The 18620-nt window shown below is 45.6% G+C and carries 14 protein-coding genes and 1 tRNA gene; 1 reads left to right on the top strand and 14 read right to left on the bottom strand.

All coding sequences use genetic code 11. The features are described from left to right. Positions 1-45: 45 nt before the first annotated feature. The 10 genes from MKY66_RS08860 to leuB form a co-directional block, all read right to left on the bottom strand. Positions 46-116 (bottom strand) — tRNA-Gly (locus MKY66_RS08860). Positions 117-272: 156 nt separating this feature from the next. Further along, the gene (locus MKY66_RS08855) at positions 273-2399 is read right to left on the bottom strand and encodes an EAL domain-containing protein (RefSeq protein ID WP_076209209.1); all 2127 of its coding nucleotides are present in this window, start codon (positions 2397-2399) and stop codon (positions 273-275) included. 287 nt (positions 2400-2686) lie between these two features. Further along, the gene (locus MKY66_RS08850) at positions 2687-3643 is read right to left on the bottom strand and encodes an aldolase catalytic domain-containing protein (protein ID WP_047842252.1); all 957 of its coding nucleotides are present in this window, start codon (positions 3641-3643) and stop codon (positions 2687-2689) included. A gap of 83 nt (positions 3644-3726) precedes the next feature. Beyond that, complete coding sequence (locus tag MKY66_RS08845) at positions 3727-5040, bottom strand: hypothetical protein (protein ID WP_076209210.1); 1314 nt, start codon at positions 5038-5040, stop codon at positions 3727-3729. Further along, the gene (locus MKY66_RS08840; protein ID WP_076209211.1) at positions 5037-6152 is read right to left on the bottom strand and encodes a DUF58 domain-containing protein; all 1116 of its coding nucleotides are present in this window, start codon (positions 6150-6152) and stop codon (positions 5037-5039) included. Before MKY66_RS08840 ends, MKY66_RS08845 begins: the two co-directional genes overlap by 4 nt. A gap of 4 nt (positions 6153-6156) precedes the next feature. After that, entirely contained in the window at positions 6157-7098 is a 942-nt protein-coding gene (locus MKY66_RS08835; protein ID WP_253506974.1) for a MoxR family ATPase, read from the bottom strand. 145 nt (positions 7099-7243) lie between these two features. Beyond that, positions 7244-8350: a PAS domain-containing sensor histidine kinase gene (locus MKY66_RS08830; protein WP_076209212.1), complete on the bottom strand. Its 1107-nt coding sequence runs from the start codon at positions 8348-8350 to the stop codon at positions 7244-7246. Positions 8351-8798: 448 nt separating this feature from the next. Beyond that, entirely contained in the window at positions 8799-9215 is a 417-nt protein-coding gene (locus MKY66_RS08825; protein ID WP_017689649.1) for a hypothetical protein, read from the bottom strand. 355 nt (positions 9216-9570) lie between these two features. Further along, complete coding sequence (locus tag MKY66_RS08820) at positions 9571-10110, bottom strand: peroxiredoxin (RefSeq protein WP_036610146.1); 540 nt, start codon at positions 10108-10110, stop codon at positions 9571-9573. A 277-nt stretch (positions 10111-10387) separates the two neighbouring features. Further along, complete coding sequence (gene leuB / locus MKY66_RS08815; protein WP_076209213.1) at positions 10388-11473, bottom strand: 3-isopropylmalate dehydrogenase; 1086 nt, start codon at positions 11471-11473, stop codon at positions 10388-10390. A gap of 233 nt (positions 11474-11706) precedes the next feature. Here leuB and MKY66_RS08810 point away from each other — a divergent pair, with 233 nt between their 5' ends. Continuing rightward, a complete protein-coding gene (locus tag MKY66_RS08810) occupies positions 11707-12687 on the top strand; it encodes an aldo/keto reductase (protein WP_076209214.1) in 981 nt (326 codons plus the stop codon). Between the two features lie 260 nt (positions 12688-12947). Here MKY66_RS08810 and MKY66_RS08805 read toward each other — a convergent pair whose 3' ends face one another. The 4 genes from MKY66_RS08805 to ilvB form a co-directional block, all read right to left on the bottom strand. Further along, positions 12948-14489 carry a 2-isopropylmalate synthase gene (locus MKY66_RS08805; protein ID WP_076209215.1) on the bottom strand — a complete coding sequence of 514 codons (1542 nt, stop codon included), beginning with the start codon at positions 14487-14489 and terminating at the stop codon, positions 12948-12950. Positions 14490-14629: 140 nt separating this feature from the next. After that, entirely contained in the window at positions 14630-15622 is a 993-nt protein-coding gene (ilvC, locus tag MKY66_RS08800; RefSeq protein ID WP_036669754.1) for a ketol-acid reductoisomerase, read from the bottom strand. Between the two features lie 261 nt (positions 15623-15883). Beyond that, a complete protein-coding gene (gene ilvN, locus MKY66_RS08795; protein ID WP_024628317.1) occupies positions 15884-16366 on the bottom strand; it encodes an acetolactate synthase small subunit in 483 nt (160 codons plus the stop codon). Next, entirely contained in the window at positions 16363-18114 is a 1752-nt protein-coding gene (gene ilvB / locus MKY66_RS08790; RefSeq protein ID WP_036610160.1) for a biosynthetic-type acetolactate synthase large subunit, read from the bottom strand. The genes ilvN and ilvB overlap by 4 nt, the downstream gene beginning before the upstream one ends. Between the last annotated feature and the right edge of the window lie 506 nt (positions 18115-18620).

Genomic DNA, 18620 nt, shown 5'->3' with positions numbered 1-18620 from the left:
TAGAAAAAGCCCCTGCATCGCAAGGGCTCCGGTACTGCTTCGTTAAGCGGGTGATGGGAATCGAACCCACGCTATTAGCTTGGAAGGCTAAAGTTCTACCATTGAACTACACCCGCATGATTGAAGATTTATTGTTAAGTTCCTTAGGAATTTAACAGTGTTATTACAAATAATATACCATGATCCTCTATAGCATGCAAGTTCCATTTCCCATTTTTTTCATTACACAACCATCAAAAAAAAGCAGGAGCACCCTCGCGCCCCCGCTGTTTCTATCCTGTAGGCTTATCCACATCTCTCAAAAACTGCTTTTCAAATTCAGCGGCTTTAATCGGTTTGCTGAAGAAATAACCCTGAGCCTCGTGACAATGTTGATTGCGAAGAAAGACCATCTGATCTTCGTTCTCCACGCCCTCAGCTGTGACTTTCAGTTGTAAATGATGCGCCATTGAAGTGATGGTGGATACAATCGCGGCGTTATTGCTGTCCTCCATGACTTCATTGACGAATGAACGGTCAATCTTGAGCCGATCAATCGGCAGATCCTTCAAATAGTGCAACGAGCTGTATCCCGTTCCAAAATCATCAATACTGATATGCACACCAATTTCTTTGATTTTGCGCAACTGTTCGAATGACCGGTCTTTATCAAATGTCATGCTCTCTGTAATCTCCAGTTCAAGCCATACAGGCTCTAGTCCCGTCTCTTTGAGAATGCCATTGATATTGTCCAACAAATGGGAGTGCCTGAATTGTCTCATCGACAGATTCACCGAAACACACAGTTTACGATAACCGGCTTCCTGCCACTGTTTGTTCTGTGCACACGCCTCACGAAGCACCCATTCGCCAAGTGGCACAATGAGCCCACTCTCTTCTGCCAGAGGAATAAATTCCGCCGGAGATACCGAGCCTCGCTGCGGATGCTGCCAACGCACCAGGGCTTCCATGCCAACGATTAGTCCACTTTGCAGATTAACCTGCGGCTGGTAGACCAGGTAGAACTGACCCCGATCCAACGCTTTGCGCAGATCATTCTCAAGCTGCAAACGCTCCTGTGCCTTCATCTGCATCGCATGGGCAAAACGATTCAGTTCCATTCCTTGTTCCTTTGCACTGTGCAAAGCCGTATCTGCATTCTGAATAATCTCCAGTGGTGACTCCCCATCATGTGGGAAAATGGCCATCCCGATTCCAAGTGTAAGATGATACTCATTGCCATCAACCAAGACGGGCTTCTCAAAAAGCTGCAAAATGGATCTTGTCCGACGTAACGCTGTATCGGTTGAACTAAAATCTGTCATCGTTAATGCAAACTCATCTCTTCCCAATCCAAAGACTTCTTCTCCTGGAAGTGACGAATGCTTCAGTCGTTGACCTACCTGACGCAAAACCCGGTTAGCTGCTTGCTGTCCGAGCGAATCATTAATGGTTTTGAAACGATTAATATTCAGGACCAGTACACCAACAAGCTGTTCCTGCACCACGGCATCATCCATCATTTTTTTTAACCGCTGTGAAAGGCGACGACGGTTTGGAAGTCCTGTTACATCATCATGATGAGCAATATAGTTCATCTTGGCTTCCGCCACCTGCTGTTGCAGGAAAGGCGTGTCCACTACGGACGTATACAGCCCTTTTTGAATGAAAAAATATGCCATACAATTACTCAGCAATCCTAATAACAGATTGAGATCGTTCACCCCAGTTGCTGAAACAAAATAACATTCACCAAAAAAGAAACACAGAATGCCACATAGAATGGTTGGTAGATCAGCATCTTTGGTTTTTTTCCATTGCACAAACATAAGAACCGCAATAATGCCATAGAGCAATCCGACCATGAGATGAACTCGGGTGAAGATACCACCCAGCACTTCCCCGTCAAGCATACTCGGCAACATGCTCCATTCCTGAATAGCCAGTATGTACAAAATAACAAAGGTACCCAATGTCCCACTGAACAGTAAGAATTTGCGTGGTAATGCAATTTCTTTCTCATTTAAGGTATACACGAGCAGTAAACCTACTGAACATACCAAAGATCCCATGGTTGACATCATTAAGGAGAACTCCGATTCCATCATGGCTCCATTTGGGATCTCTTCTGCAAATGAAACAATATGAACCAGTTCAAACAGACCAATCAATAAAAAGAGTGTTGTCAATAATGCCCTCCGAAGAGTTAGCTTCTGTGTCCGAAACAACCAGCTTTGATTGTAAATGCCGATACAAGCCGCTACCGCAGCAAATCCACCCAAGAGTGTCAAAACCGGGTAACCCGATATGATCAGATCAGAGCTTGAAGAAGAACGAAACCATTGACTTGCGAGGAAACACAATAAGCCGCACACAGCGACCCAACTTATGTTTCTCTGATCTTGCAGATTAACCTTCATGCCGTGTTTTCCTTCCCGGGATCACCTATCCTGAATTACATTAACCAAACTTAAAACTTACTACACGATTCGACAAAATCATATTAACCAACGTTCAATTCACATGCATACACATGCTATCTGGTACATAATAACATTTAATTTTGTATACGTGAACTAAAAAATAGTTACTCCTAGGAATATTTATTCATAAATATAGAGAAAAACAAGGCATTAAGAACTAAAAAAACATGGATCTCCAGTTAGAGTCCATGTTTTCCTATTTTGCAACTGTATTTCAGACTATATTACTTATCAAAATTCACTTCTGGTGTTGTTAATTTATCATAGAAATCAACAACCTTATCCTTGTCTTCCGATGAACGAATTGCCATCGCTGAACGTGGATGCTCGTCCAACGCACCTGTAATCATGTAAGGCAGAATGTAACCCCATTCTTCTTTTTCTCTCAGTGGAACCATCAACTGTTCCAATACACCAAGTACTGGACGCAGATTGTATTTCGTTCCTTTCAGATGAGCTACGAGCAATTCGGTTGGACAGTTTCCTGCCGCACGTCCCATACCATACACAGAAGCATCAAGCAGTTCAACGCCAAGTTCTGCCGCAACCAATGTGTTAGAAAACGCAAGCTGCATATTATTATGTGTGTGAACACCAAGACGCTTGTTAGGCAAGTGAGTCTTGAACTTCTCTACCAGATATTTTACATCATTATGGTCCAAGCTACCGTAGGAGTCTACAATGTAAACAACATCCACAGCGCTTTCTTTGATCAATTCAAATGCTTCCAGCAATTCATTCTCCATAACATTGGAGAGTGCCATAATATTCAGTGTAGTTTCATATCCACGATCATGGAATGTTTGAACCAGTGCAAGTGCCTTGTCTACATCTTTGCTGTAGCAGGCAACCCGGATCAGATCCAGCATGCTCTCACTGCGAGGCAAGATATCATTTTCGTCCACACGACCTACGTCAACAAGTGCAGACAGTTTGGTATTGCCTTTTTGAGGAATAACTTTACGCAGGAAATCATCGTTCAGGAAACGCCATGGTCCTGCTTCCTCGGCGCCTTTAAGCAACTTCGGAGAGTTCTTATATCCAATTTCCATATAATCAACGCCAGCTTCATTCAATCCAGCATATAGCTGTTGAACAAAGTCCACGCTAAAGTCCCAATTATTCACCAATCCGCCATCACGGATCGTACAATCTACAATTTTGCAATGATTTGTCTTCATTAATGTCTGCTCCTTTTCTGACCAACTTGTGTATTCCTCTCATGATACTTGAACGTGACAAGAAAAGTAAAGGGATTCCGGACTTATTTACTTCGATAAGATCTCCATATTCGGTCAATCTCAACCATTTCGGAATGATTGGGAGCTTTCTCTCCATAACGAACGGCATTATACGTATCTGGCAGTCTCGCAGACAGCTCATCTTCTTCTACCTTCACACCATTCTGAATAATGGTCTGTGCGGCTTCCAGCGGAGTGTGCGTCCCCTGTATTACCACGCCTCGATGAGCAGCTCTTTCAATCCAAGTCCGATAGTAATACCGAACACGTTCAGCATCCTGTGCAGGTGGCGCTTCTTTTTTTCGAAACCAATTCTTTCGGACTTTTGCTGGCGCATCAAGCGTCTCACTGACATCGATATACTCCGTCCGTGGTTCTGCCTTCTTTTCACCTGGTTGTAACATCCCCTTGAATCGATCCATAAGTCTGTTTATCGTTTTTTGTCCCAACCTCAGAAGCAGCCACAGAATTGCTCCTGCTACAGCACACATCACTACCCATCCGAGGATGTTCCAGAAGACTGAGGGCTCGGATGGCGGCTCTCTCCAGTCATTCGGTATATTTAGCGGCTGATTGGGGTTGTCCATTGGTAATCGTGGCTCCTCGCCGGAAATCGGACCAAACCATCCCCTGATCCATGCGAGCAAGCGATCACGTAGCGGTCCCAGCCAGGCAGCCAGACTTGGGAAAGCACCAATCGCGACGATAACAATAAACATCCACATGAACCGCTGATGATTCGCACGTGCAAAATCTCTTAATACCAATCTTCTCTTGCCGTCATTGAGTATTGCCTGATCCAGTTGCAGCATATATCGTCCAACCAGCCAAAAGGCAAAGCTGATCACTCCGGCAATATAAATCCATAGGGTATAGGTTCGTATCGGCTGCATGAATTCCAACGAATTCGAAGCAATCATAAGCACGATCGCACTGATTACACCCATAATCTGCAAGCGCCATAACAACACAGAATGAAAGACTGGCTGGAAGGTCAGACCTGCATAAGCCGAGATGACTCCACACAGTACCAATGTGATGATATCCGGCAACGGGAGAATGAGGCTCATCCCAACAACGAGTGCGAAGAGAAATCCTATGACGAGTGCCGTTACTCCACGAATGAATGTATTCTTCTCGCTAAAACCTGGAATTTTATGCTGAATGAACTGTCCCAACCAACCTACAAGAACAACCAGGATGAATAATGTGAACGGCAAATGTTCCATTGCGTAGAATGAAGCAAGCGTAAATATCGGAAAAAGGTATATGCCCACCATCAAGACGGCAAGCATCGCTATGAGTCCTTTGGTCGTCGCTACCGGTCTGTTCCTCATGCACTCACCGCCTTCGTATTACCCTTCATGTCCTCCACCGGGAGAATCGTCACACGATGTCCTTGTTCGTGCAGACGTGCAATCTCGTGCTCCATAGCGGCAGATACATAGGATGTAATCAGCAGATAGCTGCGGATTTGCTGTGCTTCTTCATTCAGACGTACTTCATCATTAAGGAATTGCTCCATGGGCACCATGCATTTCAACTCTGTCTCAGCCATAGCTTCCAGTAACCGTTCCAGATGAGGCGTGCCATAATCTGGCTCAATCCGAAGTGTATCGCGCCCTCCACCCACATGATAACCATTATGAGCGAAGCCTGCTGGCAACCCTCTACCGATGGCATCCACTGCAGCCGTGGCAGCGTAACGGAGTGCCCGTTCAATCTTTTCCGGTCGAGTGACAACACTCCACATATCTGCAGATTCCTGAATGTTGACTACAATCCAGGATTGCGGATCAGCCGTCCATCCCTGCTTGTAGACTTGTAATTCACCTGTACGTGCACTCGCTTTCCAGTGAATACGATTCATGGGGTCGCCTGCACCATAAGGCCGAACACCCAGGATCAAGAAAGGATCTTCAACGATCCATCGTGATACTTCCACTTCTCCCTGCCATACCTGATAAATTGCAGGAAGATCCTCTGCATTCATTAATGAAGGATACACGATCATAGACATTTGCAGAGGAATCGGTTTGGTGGAACGCCACACGCCAAAGAGATCCCCACCTGTCATCGTTGCTGTATTTAATGGATAAATCCCACGCTGAGTACATGTAAAAGGATGCTTGCGCGTAATACGAGTAAACGGTTTTAACGTAAAAATACTCTTATGGTTCTGATAGATCTCGCCTTGACTAATATCCATACCTGAGCCGGAACGAAATACAAACGACACTGGCATCATCGATTCAAGTCTGAGCCACGGTACGGAGACTCGTTTCTCATTCGATATCGTCTCCACCATCTCAAGTTCATCTCCAGCGTAACAACGCAGCTTGCTGAATTGTCTGCTGTACTTGAGCTTTCGCAGTGCAGGTCGTCCAAACCACACACCATGTATAACAACGACAATGCCTCCAACAAGGACAAGCCATAATAATGCCATAAGATTAACGCCCGCTTGTAGCGAGATTCTCCGTAGGCACTTCTGTCTGATTCAGAAGTTCCTGGATGATACGCTCAGCCAAGCCCTCTTGTTGTCTGATGCGGTTACGGAATACCAGTCGGTGGGCCAGCACAGGTTCCGCCAGTACTTTAATATCATCAGGCAAAACAAAATCTCTGCCATGCAGTGCAGCCCATGCCTGACTTGCCTTGAGTAATGCCTGAGCCCCTCGTGGACTTACGCCAAGCGAGAGCTCGGGATGTTGCCTTGTCGCTTCGGTTAACTGAATGATATATCGTAGCAAATCTTCGTTAATTTGCACTGTTTTATACGTATCCTGTGCCTTCAAAAGTTCTTCACGACTGATCACTGCCGAGAGATCATCAACAGAACGACTGGCTACCGTACGTCTCAAAATTTCTACACTCTCTTCACTGCTTGGATAACCCATACGAATTTTCATCATAAAACGATCCATCTGCGCTTCAGGTAGCGGAAAAGTTCCCTGGTTATCTACAGGATTCTGGGTGGCGATAACGATGAATGGCCGTTCCAGCTGTCTCGTTGAACCATCGATACTGATCTGGCGCTCTTCCATACACTCCAGCAAGCTTGATTGTGTACGCGGTGTAGCACGGTTAATCTCATCAGCTAGTACAAGATTGGCAAATAAGGGGCCGGGTCGGAATTCAAAATCACCTTCTTTTTGATTAAAAAAATGAATCCCTGTTAAGTCAGAGGGCAGCAAGTCCGGTGTAAACTGTATCCGTTGGAATGTGCAGTCCAATGAAGAGGCTACCGATTTGGCGAGCATCGTTTTCCCAGTACCCGGTACATCCTCCAGCAGCACATGTCCTGACGCTATGATCGCTGTCATCACCAGCTCTATGGTATGCTCTTTTCCCACAATCACTTTTCCCACATGATCCATCAGTTGTTGATTCATTCGTTCCATTCCTTGGATTTCCATCTGCATCTCATCCTTCCGTTATGGAGCTTATGTATTCGCATTCATTACTAACTATAACCCTTATTGGCAACATAAAACAAAGGAGTTGGCAAATGGCCAACTCCTTAACTCCCCGCTTTTTTCAATATACCAAGGGTAACATAATCATAAACCGCGTGCCTTCGCCCTTTTTGCTATCCACAGAGATGGTGCCTCCATGGTTCTTGATGATCCGGTAACTCACCGAAAGTCCAAGCCCCGTTCCGCTCTCCTTGGTCGTGAAGAATGGATCAAACAGACGTACAAGCGTGTTATGGTCCATCCCATGACCGTTATCCGCAATGGAGATCTGCACGAACTTGTTTTCCGTGGCGGTAGATATTCGAATTAGACCCGTGTGTTCTTCGCCGACTTCCTCAATGGCATCCATTGCGTTTTTCACCATATTCAAAATAACCTGCTTAATCTGTTTGACATCAATGGATACATTCAGCGGGGCATCCCCTTCATCCAGTACGATCTCGCATCCCTTCATCAACCCTTCGCTTTCGGTCAGCAAGACCACCTCTTTGAGCAAAGAGTCGACGGACATCACGGTCTTCTGTGGAGCTGACGGTTTGGAAGAATTCAAAAATTCGTAGATGATGTCATTCGCCCGATCAATCTCCGTCAGTATGATTCGAGCGTACTCGTCTTTGCCGAGCTGCAGCAAATGGGGCCTGAGCAGTTGGATGAACCCACGGATTGCAGTCAACGGATTACGAATTTCATGAGCAATAGATGCTGAAATTCGCCCCAGCATCGCAAGTTTGTCATTTTGATAAGCGGTCTGTTCAATTTGTTTATAATCAGATACATCTTTGACGCTGAACAAGAAGTCGCCATCCATCTGATCACCGTACGTCACAGTAACCAGCCAATGCCTTCCGTATTCATCAATCAATTCATGATAGCGCTTACGGTGAAAAATAGTTTCCCGATAGATTCGTAAAATTTTCTTTTTCTTGAATCGGCTCATCTGTGGATGATGCAGCATTTGCATCAGGGTGCAGCCGCTCAACAGACTTCTTGGAAGTTCCAACAACTTTGCCATCTGAACGTTAATAAACGTCAATACACCGTGACTGTCAAACAACATAATACCGCTATCCAGATGTTCCAGTACATTCTCGTACTTGTTGTTATCCAGATGCACAGGCGGGAATCCATCCGTTGGTTGAGGCACTGTATCCTGAAATTCACTAATCATGTCAGGTTCCTCCTTTTCACGTAAATGATAAACTTGCCATTCGGACATCATATCATCACAGAAACAGGAAGGGCCGATTTTATTTTTCATTACCGGTGCCCTTTCGTTGGGGGGCTGAGCCGAAAATATGGATGGCATGGCCGGAACTCATGCTGGTCTATTCCCGGTAACCAACAGTTGATCCGGAAAATCATATACGTTTGTCCCATTCTGACCTTCTCCTATTCCCAAACACGAACATTTTTTGCTCCGCCTCTTTTGCAAGTCTGTTTTTATCATAGACAAGTTTATAGAAGAGAGTCAATCGGAGAAAGTGTCGAATGGAAATTATTTTAAAAAAAACCTCGAATTAGTTCCAGAATACAGCACAAAAACGAAGCCGTTTCACCCCAATAGGCAAATCAGCTTCGTTTTTAATATCTTTAATTTGTGATATATCCAAGTTCATCTATAGTCCGGTCTTATTATGCTGAATTTTCAGTCTGCGCTGACTCATCACAGCTAATCGACGTTTAAGTTCGCTTTCCCACTTCTCGTCTTTGGTTTCCTTCGCGAGCCTTAGCAAATCCAGAGCCATATCAATCTGGCGTTGCACAATGACCATGGCATCCTCGCTCTCACGGTTTACACAGTTTTCAAAAATCGCATCCTCATCTTCTGTAACATAATCTTGAAAGTCAATCTCGGATGCACCGTCTCCATGCGCATATTCAGCCAGAATTTCGTATTCGTTTTCCACTTTATAATGCACCTCAACCCGGTGACACACCGGGCAAAACAGCAGGGGAACATTATGAACCTGGGTGCGGTAATGCTTCAGCGTGCCCTTCGTTCCAACCATACTTGCCCCACAACAGTAACTCATTTTTGTTCACCCTCCTTATTCGTGCCGGGACTTTTTTGTTAAAATGCCATCCCGTACACTTCCAGCACTTCCGAAAAGGAATAGTTCCATCAGTGTATCACATTCATGTACAGATTATAAATGCAGAGCACCGGAATATTTACCGGGTTTCCATACCCTATTCGCCTTAAAGGCCATCAATTCCTCTTTCAACAGATAAAAAGAAGACTTTCTTCTAATATATTATTAACACGCTTAGCTGCTTGTTCAAACACTTTTGATTAACTTCGTGATAACTTCCGTCAAAAGGGTGCAAAAAGCCCTCAATCCCTAACGGGATGAGGGCTTGAACAAAAACCGTTCAAGTTAATCTGGCTTACAGGTTAGTGTCGCCTGGTTTCCAGTTCATTGCACACAATCCGCCGGATTGCAGTGCTTGCAGTACGCGAAGTGTTTCTTCAACACTACGGCCTACATCGTTGTGGTTAACTACTTGATATTTCAATTCGCCTTCTGGATCGATGATGAACAGACCGCGCAATGCTACGCCTTCTTCTTCGATCAGAACGCCGTAATCTTTAGCCACTTGCTTCGTGATATCGGAAGCCAGTGGGAAGTTCAATTGACCCAGACCATTGCTGTCTACAGGTGTATTGATCCATGCTTTGTGGCTGTGTACGGAGTCTACACTCACGCCAAGGATTTCTGTATCCAAAGCTTTGAATTGCTCGGAAGCAACGCTCAAAGCTGTAATTTCAGTTGGGCACACAAATGTGAAGTCCAAAGGATAAAAGAAGAATACAAGCCATTTGCCACGATAATCGGACAGTTTAACGGAACCAAAGTCTTGTCCGTCTCCCGATACTGTTTCCATTGCGAAATCCGGTGCTGGTCTACCTACCAAACGTTCTGCCATAACTAAAAATTCCTCCTTTGGGATTATGTAAGCATCCTTGCGGATTGCTCATCATCAAGAAAAACGCGTACGCTTTTCCTGTAATTAAAATGATTTGATACTTGATAACAAGTACAAGTAAAATGTTATCATCCGGACTTCCCAAAGTCAAGATTATAAACATTATTTTTTTATAATCATTATAAATAAGGATTTTTCGTGGCAAAAATGATAAAGGAACAGCCCTCTGTACATTCCATAACTGGAAACAAAGGGCTGCCTGTAGTTGGTAATATAATTACGCCTGTTTCTGAATAGCCGCCACGATCAAATCGCCCATTTCGGTCGTGCTGATCGCTGTGCTCTTGTCTACAGCAATATCACTTGTGCGGTGTCCTGCGTTCAATACATCCGATACAGCCGCTTCAATGGCATCCGCACCTTCTGTATAACCAAAGGTTGTACGGAACATCAATGCCAAAGAGAGAATGGTTGCAATCGGATTAGCGAGGCCTTGACCTGCGATATCCGGTGCAGAACCGTGTACCGGCTCATAGAGTCCGAAGCTACCCTCTCCCAGTGATGCAGATGCGAGCATACCGATGGAACCTGTCAACATCGCTGCTTCATCACTCAAAATATCTCCAAACATGTTTTCCGTTACGATGACATCGAAGCTGGACGGACGACGCAGCAATTGCATCGCGCAGTTGTCTACCAGCACATGCTCCAGTTCAACATCCGGATAATCCGGTGCTACCCGGTTCACGACTTCACGCCAGAGGCGAGAAGTTTCCAATACATTGGCTTTGTCTACAGAAGCCAGCTTTTTGCGACGTCCTTGCGCAATTTCGAAAGCCTGACGAACGATCCGCTCCACTTCTGTTACATTATATGCACATGTATCCACAGCCTCTTCGCCCTGTGCACTTTCACGTCTGAACTTCTCTCCGAAGTAGATCCCACCTGTCAACTCACGTACCACCATCAGATCTGTACCTTCCAGTACTTCAGGCTTCAGCGTTGAAGCATCCTTCAAGCAATCAAATACGACAGCCGGACGCAGGTTGGAGAACAATCCAAGTGCTTTGCGAATACCCAGCAGGCCTGTTTCCGGGCGAAGCTCTTTGCTGTTGTTATCCCATTTTGGACCACCAACCGCTCCAAGCAGGACTGCATCTGCACTTTTACATACGCTCAGTGTTTCTTCAGGAAGAGGTGTACCCTTCTCATCAATCGCGATTCCGCCAAACAGTGCATGTTCTGTCTCAAAACGATAACCGAATACTTTCTCCGTACGTTTAAGAACTTTCTCAGCCTCAGCTACGACTTCTGGGCCAATTCCGTCACCTGCAATAACTGCAATTTTTTTTACGTCTGCCATTGGGTTGTCCACTCCTTATATTTCATTCATTAATTATTCATAAAGTAACGTCTCATATTAACTCTCTCTTTTGTATCATATTCCAAGGTCATTTGACCAAGATATACAATCTATGACTTTAATAGATTTTACCTATAAGCTAATAGAGATTAGCCGGCACAAGTTGTTCCTGACCTCCCGGTGGGGTAAAATATAGCTGAATTCAAATCAGGTACGCAGGAGGGATAAGCAACATGCAATATTCGTATTTGGGTAAATCAGGCCTCAAGGTCAGCCGAATCTGTCTCGGTACCATGAATTTTGGGCCTGCTACAGATGAAAAAGAAGCTTTTCGCATTATGGACGCAGCACTTGACGCAGGCGTGAACTTTTTTGATACCGCTAACATCTACGGCTGGGGAGAGAATTCCGGTCTTACCGAAGAAATTATCGGACGCTGGTTCAACCAGGGTGGTGGCAGGCGTGAGAAAGTGGTTCTGGCCACCAAAGTCTATGGCTCCATGCATGATGATACAGACGGCCCCAACAACGAAGCTGGCCTCTCCGCCTACAAAATCAGACGGCATCTGGAGGGTTCCCTCCGCCGCTTACAGACCGATCATATCGAGCTATACCAGATGCATCATGTAGACCCAGCCGTATCATGGAATGAACTGTGGGGTGCATTTGAGAATGCCGTTCATCAGGGTAAAATCGGTTATGTAGGATCGAGTAACTTTGCTGCATGGCAGATTGCAATTGCTCAAAGCGAAGCCAAGAATCGTCATTTCCTCGGCCTGGTTTCGGAGCAACATAAATATAGTCTCAACTGTCGTTTGCCTGAGTTGGAAGTACTGCCCGCTGCCAAAGAGCTGGGCCTCGGCGTCATTCCATGGAGTCCACTGGATGGTGGATTACTGGGACGTAACGCTCTGCAGAAGCTGGAAGGAACACGCAGCGGGAGCATCGCTGGACGGATCGAGCAGCAGCAAACTCAGCTTGAAGACTTTGCTGCACTCTGTCGTGATCTCGGTGAACCACAGGATACGGTGGCTTTGGCATGGGTTGCAGCCAATCCGGCAGTGACCGCCCCGATTATCGGACCGCGTACACTGGAGCAGTTTGAGACCGCACTCAAATGTCTGGACGTGACTTTGGATGAAGCTGTGCTCAAACGTCTGGATGAGATTTTCCCGGGTCCAGGTGGACATGCACCTAATGCATACGCGTGGTAATAGCTTAATAGTGTAAGCCAATGCAATAGGTAAGCGTTGAATAGGTTCTGTGTTTTACTGCCATAATCATATAAATATAAGCAAAAGAGTCTGACCCTCCACAGGAGAGTCAGACTTTTTACGTACCTCATTGAACGTAACAAAGTAAGCCGAACGATCTACTAAATTAATTAAATTAAAGATTAATCATTCTAGCAGCATACATGTGTCTCGGCTTATAGTTAAGTTCAAAGAAGGCTGCGTGCTCCTTACATCGGAGCCTACAGGTTAACGTTTACACGGTTCGTATAAGTCTTGCGCTTCTCAATCAATTGATTCAGGCCGTCTACATAGGCACGTGCACTTGCACCCAATATATCTGTGCTTACGCCACGTCCTTGTACCGAAACCTGATTCTGAGTCAGCACAACATGTACTTCACCCAATGCATCCTTACCATGTGTTACCGATTTGATGGAATAGTCAGACAGCGTTACGTCTTCCCCGCTTACTTGGTCAATCGCATTGTAGATTGCATCTACCGATCCGTTACCCTCTGCTTGCTTCTCAATTGTATCCCCGTCAAGCGTCGCAATGCGGACTTTGGCTGTTGGTATCGATTCATCTCCGTAAGTTACGAAGATGGATTCCAGTTTATACACCTCAGGTGCATCCTGCAATTTCTCTTCAATTACGGCAAGCAGATCTTCGTCAGTCACTTCTTTTTTCTTATCAGCCAGATCTTTGAACTGGGCGAAAGCACGATTCAATGCTTCTTCTTCCAGCTCATATCCCAGATCAATCAACCGTTCACGGAAAGCATGTCGACCAGAATGTTTACCCAGTACAAGTTTGCTTTCCTTCAGACCGATGGACTCTGGAGTCATAATCTCATACGTTGTTTTTTCCTTCAACATGCCATCCTGGTGAATGCCGGATTCATGTGCGAAGGCATTTGCCCCAACAATGGCTTTGTTTCCAGGTACAACCATACCTGTCAAACGGCTAACCAAACGACTGGTCCGTGCAATCTCAGACAACTGCAGCGAAGTTTTCGCCTGGAAAAATTCCTGACGTGTCTCCAGTGCCATAGCAATTTCCTCGATCGCCGTGTTCCCGGCACGTTCACCAATGCCATTGATCGTGCCTTCGATCTGATCGGCTCCATTGAGAATGGCTGCAAGTGTATTGGCCGTCGCCATACCCAAGTCATTATGACAGTGGGCACTCAGCTGTACCTTTTCAATACCGTGTACATTCTCCTTGAGGTGTTTGAAAATGTTGCCGTATTCATATGGGCTCAGGTAACCAACCGTATCCGGAATATTCACGACGGCTGCACCTTCTTCAACAGCCATATTCACCATTTCCACGAGGAAATCATACTCGGTACGACCTGCATCCTCAAGTGAGAATTCAATCTTCGAGAATGTTTTCTTGGCATAACGAATCGCGGAACGAGCTGTATCCAGTACCTGCGCTTTGTCCATGCGCAATTTATGCTGGCGGTGAATGGGTGAAGTTGCCAGGAAAACGTGAATGCATGGGTCCTGTGCACCTTTAAGTGCTTCCTTAACCGCATCAATGTCTTGTTCTCTGGAACGGGACAAGCCAATTACAGTCACATTTTTGACTGCATTTGCTACTGCATTGACAGCTGCCAGGTCACCTGGAGATGCCGCGGGGAAACCCGCTTCCATCCGGTCAATGCCAAGCCGCTCGAGCTGATGGGCAATTTCCACCTTTTCACGAGTGTTCAGATTGACTCCCGGGGATTGCTCTCCATCACGCAGCGTTGTGTCAAATACATAGATTTTACGCACGCTTCGCACCTCCTGTACTTGTTATTATATGTTTCTCTGAAACCAGCAATAGCGGCTCACGCATAAGCACGGCCGCTATTCCCAGTTAAAGCTCTAAGTTTACTTGAATACCTTTAAGTGCATGTTCTAGAAGTTAATGCTTACTTCTTGATCCAGTGCATCATCTCACGCAATTGTCCGCCAACCACTTCGATTGGGTGTTCAGCTTCGTTACGACGAGTTGCTGTCAAGAATGCACGTCCGGATTGGTTTTCCAGAATGAAGTCACGTGCGAATTTACCTTGTTGGATATCCGTCAGTACTTCTTTCATTGCTTTCTTCGTATCTTCAGTTACAACGCGAGGTCCAGTTACATAGTCACCGTACTCAGCTGTGTTACTGATGGAATCACGCATGCTTGAAAGTCCGCCTTCATACATCATGTCAACGATCAGCTTCAGTTCGTGCAGACATTCGAAGTATGCCATTTCAGGAGCGTAACCCGCTTCTGTCAATGTTTCGAATCCAGCTTTTACCAATGCACTCACACCACCACACAGAACAGCTTGCTCACCGAACAGATCTGTTTCTGTTTCTTCACGGAAGGAAGTTTCGATAACCCCTGCGCGTGTACAACCGATACCTTTAGCATAAGCCAAACCGATTTCTTTTGCTTTACCCGTTGCATCTTGCTCAATCGCGATCAGGCCTGGTACACCAAAACCTTCCACATAAGTACGACGTACCATGTGACCAGGGGACTTAGGAGCTACCAGCAATACATCGCTGTTTTTTGGAGCAACGATTTGACCGAAATGAACGTTGAAACCGTGTGAGAAGAGCAATGCAGCGCCTTCTTTCAGGTTTGGTTCGATTTCGTTTTTGTATACAGAAGCTTGAGTTTCGTCTGGCAGCAAGATTTGAACTACATCTGCGCGGCTTGTTGCTTCAGCCGGGGACAGAACTTCAAATCCGTCATTTTTTGCAGTGTCGAAGGATTTACCTTCACGAAGTCCGATGACTACGTTCAATCCACTATCACGAAGGTTTTGAGCTTGGGCGTGGCCCTGGCTACCATAACCGATTACCGCGATCGTTTTTCCTTTCAATACGTTAAGCTCTGCATCTTGTTCATAATAAGTAGTTACTGGCATGTTTATAAGTCCTCCTTTGTATTGTAAAGAACCCTTCATTAATGAGCGGGTGTCTCAAGGGACCGCCTCGCTTGGAGTGTCAAAAGCATCTCTGGTCTGATCCGATCCGTTCAGACACCCGCCCATTAATGCGGGAATGTAGCTATATTTTCAAGCGTTACATCACTAAAATGTTAAATTACAACTGTTAAGGGACTGACACTCACATAAGATCAACTGTATATGTTAGCTAACCGTCGTCCCTCTTCATTCATTATAGCTTTATACGTTGCCGCGTACCAATGCAGTGATGCCTGTACGGGACAATTCGCGAATGCCATATGGCTTGAGCAATTCAATCATAGCATCAATTTTGTCCGTATCTCCAACTACTTGCACAATCAGGCTGCCTGGACCAACATCTACAACGGATGCGCGGAATGTTTCTACCACACCCAGAATTTCAGGTCGCTCGGAAGGCTCTGCTTTCACTTTGATCAGGGCGAGTTCACGGGCTACCATCGGTTTCAGGCTGAAATCTACCACTTTAATAACATCGATGATTTTGTACAATTGTTTCTCAATCTGTTCTAGTGTTTTATCGTCACCAATGGTAACAATAACCATCCGGGAGAGTCCAGGTTCTTCCGATTGACCTACTGTAATACTCTCAATGTTAAATCCGCGTCGACCGAACAACCCTGATACCCGCTGAAGGACGCCTGGCTGATCGTTTACCAATATTGAAATCGTATGTCTAATCATTCGTCAGCATCCCCCATCAGCATTTGATCAATTGTTGCTCCCTGCGGAACCATTGGATACACATTTTCATCCTTGCGTACTACGAATTCTACAACGACTGGTCCTGGTGTATCCAAAGCTTCCTGCCAAGCACGCGCTGCTTCTTCTTTATTCGTTGCACGCAATCCTTTCACGCCATATGCTTCAGCCAGTTTTACAAAGTCCGGACTTCCTGCCAGATCAATGTGGCTGTAACGGTTCTCATAGATGAGTTCCTGCCATTGGCGAACCATTCCAAGTACCTGATTGTTAATGATCACAATTTTTACCGGTATATTGTTAATTGCACAGATTGCGAGTTCTTGGGAACACATCTGCATTCCGCCGTCACCGTTAATGGAGATAACAAGTCTGTCCGGATTGGCCATCTGAGCACCAATTGCAGAAGGGAATCCAAAGCCCATCGTTCCGAGACCACCCGAAGTTACCCATGAACGTGGTTGATTAAACTTGTAATACTGTGCTGCCCACATCTGATGTTGTCCCACATCCGTAGTTACAATTGCTTCACCTTTGGTTGTATCATTCAACATTTCAACAACCCACTGCGGTTTCAGCACTTCGTCTGAATCCGTATAGCTGTAAGGCTTCTCTTGTTTCCACTGTTTGATCTGGTCTCTCCATGCATCTGCACGCTCTGCACGTCCAACTTCTTTGTTGGCTATTTCAAGTACGGTCTTCACATCACCAACGATTGGAATATCGGTTGCAATGTTTTTACCAATCTCAGCCGGATCAATATCGATATGGACGATTTTGGCATGTGGAGCGAATCCGTCCAGCTTACCTGTTACCCGATCATCGAATCGAGCGCCGATATTAATCAGCAGATCCGACTGTTGGATGGCCAGGTTGGATGTGTATGTTCCGTGCATTCCTGGCATCCCTGTCCATAGTTCATGCCCACTTGGGAATGCACCAAGCCCCAGAAGGGTTGTCGTAATCGGAATGCCTGTCTTCTCAACAAACTCGAACAGTTCTTCATGTCCTCCCGAGTATACCACACCGCCACCGGCCAGAATCATTGGACGTTCTGCTTCCTGAATGGCCTGAGCCAAACGGTCAACCTGCAGTTTGTTTGGTACTGTCCGTGGATTGTACCCTCTTAATGTAACAGGTTCAGTACTCGGTTCAAATAAGGTTTTGTTGGCTGAGACATCTTTTGGAATGTCGATCAGTACAGGACCTTTACGGCCGGTGTTGGCAATATGGAATGCCTCATGAATGATACTCGACAAATCCTTAACATCTTTTACCAGATAGCTGTGTTTGGTGATCGGCATTGTAATCCCGGTAATATCCGCTTCCTGGAAAGCATCCGAGCCGATCAGGCTGGAATTAACATTTCCCGTAATGACAACCAGCGGCACAGAATCCATATATGCCGTGGCTATTCCAGTAACCAGATTGGTTGCTCCCGGCCCGGAGGTAGCGATACAAACACCAACTTTGCCGCTTGCACGTGCATATCCGTCAGCTGCATGAATTGCACCTTGTTCGTGACGGGTTAAGACGTGTTTGAAATCCTCGAAACCATACATTGCATCGTAAATGTACAACACTGCGCCACCCGGGTAACCAAATACGCAATCCACACCTTCAAGCAACAAACTTCTCAGCAGAATCTCGGAACCGCTAATGACCTCCGGCTTCATCCATTTTTCACGTAATTCATCTGTCGATCGTACTTCTGGAATTTGAGCTCCCATTAGTCATCCTCCTCTCGGAATTTACACCATTCTGACATTTAAAGTTACAAAAAAAACCTTCCATCCCCTGCAAACAAGTTCATGCTTGCGAGGGACGAAAGGTTATCGCTTCCGTGGTACCACCCAACTTTGTCCGAAATTTCGCAATAACGGACCTTACCAGGTACAACAAAACGAATAGCTCAAACGAACATAGTCGTTTCCCATACCTGTTGTCTGTAACGCAGACATACGATTTTCCCTAATACGCGAAAGGAGTGACATCCAGTGCTTTTCAGGAAAACAGCTCCGAGGTGAGCTCGTATATAAGGGATAATGGTGGTGGTTTCAGCAATTCCAGCCACTCTCTGAGCAAAAGAGCCCTTAAAACTTCGTCCTCTTCATAGCCGATGAAATATTCTCGTTAAATGTTAGGAACATTATATGATTCCTCCAACCGATAAGTCAATACCTGTTTTGCATAAAAATTCAGAGAACCTTCCTTCCCCCCTCTTCAGCCTATAAGG

It is taken from the genome of Paenibacillus sp. FSL R5-0766, from assembly GCF_037971845.1.
In the GTDB taxonomy this organism is placed as follows: Bacteria; Bacillota; Bacilli; order Paenibacillales; family Paenibacillaceae; genus Paenibacillus.
Note: the sequence above shows the minus strand (reverse complement) of the source record. Positions and strands in the feature narration are given on the sequence as shown.

Bases quoted from the DNA above. Each gene is read 5' to 3' on its own strand.
- MKY66_RS08855 (WP_076209209.1), bottom strand. From the start codon at position 2,399: ATGAAGGTTAATCTGCAAGATCAGAGAAACATAAGTTGGGTCGCTGTG.
- MKY66_RS08850 (WP_047842252.1), bottom strand. From the start codon at position 3,643: ATGAAGACAAATCATTGCAAAATTGTAGATTGTACGATCCGTGATGGC.
- MKY66_RS08845 (WP_076209210.1), bottom strand. From the start codon at position 5,040: ATGAGGAACAGACCGGTAGCGACGACCAAAGGACTCATAGCGATGCTT.
- MKY66_RS08840 (WP_076209211.1), bottom strand. From the start codon at position 6,152: ATGGCATTATTATGGCTTGTCCTTGTTGGAGGCATTGTCGTTGTTATA.
- MKY66_RS08835 (WP_253506974.1), bottom strand. From the start codon at position 7,098: ATGAATCAACAACTGATGGATCATGTGGGAAAAGTGATTGTGGGAAAA.
- MKY66_RS08830 (WP_076209212.1), bottom strand. From the start codon at position 8,350: ATGATTAGTGAATTTCAGGATACAGTGCCTCAACCAACGGATGGATTC.
- MKY66_RS08825 (WP_017689649.1), bottom strand. From the start codon at position 9,215: ATGAGTTACTGTTGTGGGGCAAGTATGGTTGGAACGAAGGGCACGCTG.
- MKY66_RS08820 (WP_036610146.1), bottom strand. From the start codon at position 10,110: ATGGCAGAACGTTTGGTAGGTAGACCAGCACCGGATTTCGCAATGGAA.
- leuB (WP_076209213.1), bottom strand. From the start codon at position 11,473: ATGGCAGACGTAAAAAAAATTGCAGTTATTGCAGGTGACGGAATTGGC.
- MKY66_RS08810 (WP_076209214.1), top strand. From the start codon at position 11,707: ATGCAATATTCGTATTTGGGTAAATCAGGCCTCAAGGTCAGCCGAATC.
- ilvC (WP_036669754.1), bottom strand. From the start codon at position 15,622: ATGCCAGTAACTACTTATTATGAACAAGATGCAGAGCTTAACGTATTG.
- ilvN (WP_024628317.1), bottom strand. From the start codon at position 16,366: ATGATTAGACATACGATTTCAATATTGGTAAACGATCAGCCAGGCGTC.
- ilvB (WP_036610160.1), bottom strand. From the start codon at position 18,114: ATGGGAGCTCAAATTCCAGAAGTACGATCGACAGATGAATTACGTGAA.